General features: G+C 35.6%; 1 protein-coding gene. It reads left to right on the top strand.

What is annotated here, in order from left to right; all coding sequences use genetic code 11:
* The coding region (locus H7844_16065; protein MEO5358792.1) for a hypothetical protein at positions 1-782 on the top strand (782 nt) is incomplete at its 5' end.
* Positions 783-855: the final 73 nt, after the last annotated feature.

The following is an 855-nucleotide window of genomic DNA, read 5'->3' as shown; positions in this document are numbered from 1 at the left end:
CGGCAACCGGCGTAAAATTGTGCCGGTTAAATGTTATCATTATATTCTCTGATATCCACCACCATCCAATTTTAAAACCAACCAACCATTATAACGGGGTGATGATTACGAGTGCGGAACAGAATCTTGAGACTTTAGTAGATAGCACTGTTTCAAAGCGTGTAAAGACAAGAGGCGTTTACAGAAGATGCATTGAGATAAAATCCGATGTAACTTTTCTTCAGCCAATTGGTGAGTCTTATATATCTGAAGAAGAATATATGAATTTCATAAAAAATGGCTATGGTGCTGTTTTGGAAACATTCGGACATGTTGGCAAAGAATGGATTACTTTTTCGTTAGCAAATATAAATGCACTTATCGGGTCCTATAATGATATTAAAGGCAGAATCTCAAACAAATCAGGAATGGGGATGATATTTGTGGGTTTTTTCACAATTTTAAAATCTGAGTTTATGCGGCATTATTTTACTGAGGATGAGTTAAAAGTGATTGGGAAAAACATTTTAAGCATCATGAACGAACATGATGATAAGATGACGAAGGTAAAGGATATAGCCCAGGAGTTTAAAGACAGACTACCGGCGTTTGTGTTTTCAAACCATAAAAACTTTATGGGGGTTGGATACACGTTGGGTGATTTTGAATATTCAAAAAAGAACAAAATATATGGATACTTAGAAGTTAATGCAGAGAACACATATGACTTATTTATAATTGATATAAATGCCTTATGCAAAGAAATGGGTTTTGAGAAGACACAGTTACTTGATGCGTTATAAAAAGCCCGAAATAGTATGTCATCTGAATCCCAAGCCTTGCCTCTAACAAACAAACCATAAGGACTGCTCCCCA

The sequence above is a fragment of the Nitrospirae bacterium YQR-1 genome, assembly GCA_039908095.1.
Lineage (GTDB): Bacteria > Nitrospirota > Thermodesulfovibrionia > Thermodesulfovibrionales > Magnetobacteriaceae > Magnetomonas.
This window is presented reverse-complemented; position numbering and strand designations above follow the sequence as displayed.